Origin of the sequence: Chroococcidiopsis sp. (assembly GCF_051657925.1) — a bacterium.
GTDB lineage: Bacteria > Cyanobacteriota > Cyanobacteriia > Cyanobacteriales > Chroococcidiopsidaceae > Chroococcidiopsis.
In genome coordinates this window covers 1-3,909 of sequence record NZ_JBOFLP010000276.1, presented here as the reverse complement: position 1 = coordinate 3,909, position 3,909 = coordinate 1, and the positions used below count along the sequence as shown (strand labels likewise).

Genomic DNA, 3,909 nt, shown 5'->3' with positions numbered 1-3,909 from the left:
GTTTCCCACAAAAAGTTACAAGATACTCTTTCACACCGTCGTTTCAAAGTCAAGTCAGTTGTCAGGGAGCAGGGAGCGCTCAATTCAGCTACACTGATTCATGGTTCGTGACGAATTGCAGTACTGGAATGGAAATCGGACAGAAAGTTAAAGTATATCGCCTGAGAGACAGAGTATCTCCCCCCGTTGTTAAGCGACTCGGACAAGTCGGTACAGTCAAGGGTTTTAGAATGACTGACGGTAGCGGCGTTGGTGTTGTAGTGCAGTTTGATGACAACTTTAGCACTTGGTTTTTTGAAGACGAAATTAAACCTACGTGACTGGGAAGATGTCTGGAAGGGTTTTCGTGAGGGAAACTTGACCAGACATAACTTATTTGCACTCATCAGGAAAGCAAACAATGCCCCTCATTTTGACATTTTTGGGCAAGGGTGGGACTGGACGCACGACGATCGCGATCGCAGCAGCCAAGCGTCTAGCAAGCCAAGGACAGCGCGTTCTATTGGCAACGGATGACAATCAACCAGGATTAGGGGTGTTATTAGACACGTCCCTAGCAGCTGAACCGCAAGAAGTAGCGACAAATCTTCAAGTCGTCCAATTAAAAACTTCGACTTTGTTGGAACGCAACTGGGATGAGGTGAAAAAGCTAGAGGCGCAGTATCTTCGCACGCCCATAATTAAGGATGTCTACGGACAAGAATTGGTCGTGTTGCCAGGAATGGATAAAGCATTAGTACTCAACGCCCTGCGGGAGTACGATGCTAGCGGCAAGTATGACGCGATCGTTTTCGACGGTAGCGGCGACTCATCAATGCTGCGGTTGTTAGGAATGCCAGAAAGTCTCAGCTGGTATGCTCGTCGCTTTGGTAAGTTGTTGACAGATTCCGACTTGGGAAGAACGGTATCGCCGTTTCTCCAGCCCCTCCTAGCCAGTATCTTTAATGTCAGTTGGACTGGTGATAACCTCTCCCAACCGACGAGTAAAGTTACGAACATCCTAGAGCAGGGAAAAGCTGCCCTTGCCGACCCTAAACGCCTTGCAGCTTATTTAGTCGTGAATGATAATCCGGCAAGTATGGCAACGGCGCGTTATTTATGGGGGAGTTCTCAGCTTATTGGCTTAACTATAGCAGGTGCGATCGCCAATCAAACAACTGCGACAGAAGCCCTCAAATCTGAGTTTTCGCCTTTGCCAGTCAGTAGCGTTCCGACTGCGACTCCTGGCGACTGGCAACCCCTCATGGATGCTCTACCAGATTTTACCCAACCTGCACTAGCTCCCAAACCCCTAGAAATTGACGTAGCAGCGCGTCAAGTCCGCGTCTTTTTGCCAGGATTTGATAAAAAGCAAGTCAAGCTGACTCAATCGGGCGGTGAAATTACCATAGAAGCAGGCGATCATCGTCGCAATATTATCCTTCCCCCAGGTTTGAGCGGCAAAACTGTAACTGGTGCAAAATTCCAGCAGGGCTATTTGATCGTATCTTTGTAATTATGAGTAATAAGGACGCACAGCCGTGCGCCCTTATTACCACGACTCCCTACTCCCTATTTTTATGTCAGATCCAACTCCCTCTTCTGCGTTTCCAAATAGTAATTCAGAGCAGGCTGCTGAGCAAATTGGGTCTGCTACCAATCCTGTTGCTAGTTTACAAAGCGATCGCAGCGGCAGAACCAGGCAATTGCTGGGTATGAAAGGCGCGAGTCCTGGCGAAAGTTCAATTTGGAAAATTCGCCTGCAATTGATGAAGCCGATTACCTGGATTCCCTTGATGTGGGGTGTCATTTGTGGGGCGGCTTCTTCGGGACAGTATACTTGGACGTTGGAACATGTCTTAATTGCCGCTGCTGCTATGTTGCTGGCGGGACCGCTGTTGACGGGTTATACCCAAACCCTAAATGATTTCTACGATCGCGAAATCGACGCAATCAACGAACCCTATCGTCCGATTCCCTCTGGGGCAATTTCCGTTCCCCAAGTCGTAACCCAAATTCTCGTGCTGCTGGTGGCTGGTCTGGGAGTTGCTTTTGCTTTAGATCTGTGGGCAGGACATCAATTTCTCACAATTACAGCATTGGCAATTGGCGGTTCTTTCCTAGCGTATATCTATTCAGCTCCACCGCTAAAACTGAAGCAGAATGGTTGGTTAGGTAATTATGCTTTGGGAGCAAGTTATATTGCATTACCCTGGTGGACTGGTCATGCTTTGTTTGGCGATCTCAACTGGACGATCGCAATTTTGACGCTGATCTACAGCATGGCAGGCTTGGGAATTGCTGTGGTGAATGATTTCAAAAGTGTAGAAGGCGATCGCCAATTAGGGTTAAAGTCTCTACCAGTAATGTTTGGTATTTCTACAGCGGCTTGGATTTGCGTTTTGGCGATCGACATTTTTCAGATGGGAATTGCAGCATACTTAGTCAGTATTGGTGAAAACTTGTACGCGACCATTCTCATCTTCTTAGTCATTCCCCAGATCGTCTTTCAGGACATGTATTTCTTGCGCGATCCGCTGAAAAATGATGTCAAATATCAGGCAAGCGCTCAACCATTTTTGGTATTAGGAATGCTCCTGACTGGCTTAGCACTGGGTCATGCTGGAATCTAAAAATTTCAACGTAGGGTGGGCATTGCCCACCTAACCAAAAAAGCATCCTAACTTTCGTACATTTGTTTGTGCTTTGCCATTAACTGTAAGTACTTCTCATTTGTTTTAGCTTGTACCCACTTTTCTTTGAAAATTGCCGCAGACTCAGCTTTGATTGGATCGACTTCATAAGGTAAAATATCTTTTCTTGCCTGAAGCTGTGCGTCTGGAGAAGTAATTTTTTGAGGATTAGTTTTATATTTTCTCCCACTTTTATGATTTGCATAACGACGCGATCGCGTGTAGCCCATTTGTAAAAACTTTCGCGCCATATCCGCACCAACAAAATCATCTGCTGCTAAATAATTTAGAAATAATTCATATATTTTTTGGCTGGATTCTCTAGCAATATCGGGAGTTTTGAATCGCCAGTGCGGTAAGATTTCTGATTTATATGGTTCAACTAAAAGAACTCCTTGTTCGCCTTTACCCACTCGATAAAACTCTGGGTGCTGGCGAAAATCAATGGTTTTAAAATCTAGAGAATAATCGAAAGCAGTCATATTTCGATTTTTATAAATGACTTCATGTAAGTTATAGCTGCCATGTGTCATTTGTCATGAGTCATTAGTAAGGCATGGCGTTACTTTAGCTTAAGCTAGGCTTGGCTTTACCTCGGTGCAGGGAACTGAAGCACGCTTCAGCCAGTCTCTCAGATCGCTACTTTTAGCGGGAGTGTGTCAGGATCGTGATGTTGCAATTCCTCGATCGCCGTTTATGCTAACTCAAACAGATACTTCTGTCATTCCCTTTCTCGGGGCTGATGTTGCAGCAAGTTACGATGCTGCTAAGATCGTTATCCTACCAATTCCCTACGAAGCAACAACAACCTATCGCCGTGGTTGCGAAAATGGTCCCGATGCAATTCTAGAAGCTTCCCAGCAAGTGGAATACTACGATGAAGAACTCGACTGGGAGATCGGCTGCGATGTCGGTATTTATACGTACCCTTCAATTGCGGATACTCGCGATCGCGAAGTTTCACCAGAAGAGATGCTAAAAGCCACTCAGGAAACGGTTTACAAACTAGTGCGAGATAACAAATTTGCGATCGCTTTGGGTGGCGAACATAGCATTACGACAGGCGTTGTTGAGGCATATCGCCAAGCATATCCAGACGAACCTTTTACCGTAGTGCAAATTGACGCTCACGGCGATTTGCGTCACGAATATGAAGGCTCGATCCACAATCATGCTTGCATCATGCGGCGAGTGGTTGATATGGGTTTACCAACCGTTCAAATTGGGATTCGAGCAA

5 protein-coding genes are annotated in these 3,909 nt (G+C 45.9%); 4 read left to right on the top strand and 1 reads right to left on the bottom strand.

All coding sequences use genetic code 11. The annotated features are described in order from the left end of the window. Positions 1-128: 128 nt before the first annotated feature. The 3 genes from petP to chlG all read left to right on the top strand — a co-directional run bounded on the left by petP (position 129) and on the right by chlG (position 2,612). Entirely contained in the window at positions 129-320 is a 192-nt protein-coding gene (petP, locus tag ACRC32_RS22730; RefSeq protein WP_438556111.1) for a cytochrome b6f subunit PetP, read from the top strand. An 80-nt stretch (positions 321-400) separates the two neighbouring features. Then, complete coding sequence (locus tag ACRC32_RS22725; protein WP_438556109.1) at positions 401-1,495, top strand: Get3/ArsA fold putative tail anchor-mediating ATPase NosAFP; 1,095 nt, start codon at positions 401-403, stop codon at positions 1,493-1,495. Between the two features lie 64 nt (positions 1,496-1,559). Beyond that, the gene (gene chlG, locus ACRC32_RS22720) at positions 1,560-2,612 is read left to right on the top strand and encodes a chlorophyll synthase ChlG (protein ID WP_438556108.1); all 1,053 of its coding nucleotides are present in this window, start codon (positions 1,560-1,562) and stop codon (positions 2,610-2,612) included. 47 nt (positions 2,613-2,659) lie between these two features. Here the strand turns inward: chlG and ACRC32_RS22715 are convergent, their stop codons facing one another. Next, entirely contained in the window at positions 2,660-3,205 is a 546-nt protein-coding gene (locus ACRC32_RS22715; RefSeq protein WP_438556107.1) for a DUF4385 domain-containing protein, read from the bottom strand. Between the two features lie 163 nt (positions 3,206-3,368). On the opposite strand from ACRC32_RS22715, the gene ACRC32_RS22710 reads away from it, so the two are divergent. Further along, on the top strand, positions 3,369-3,909 hold a 541-nt coding region (locus ACRC32_RS22710), incomplete at its 3' end, for an arginase family protein (protein WP_438556110.1).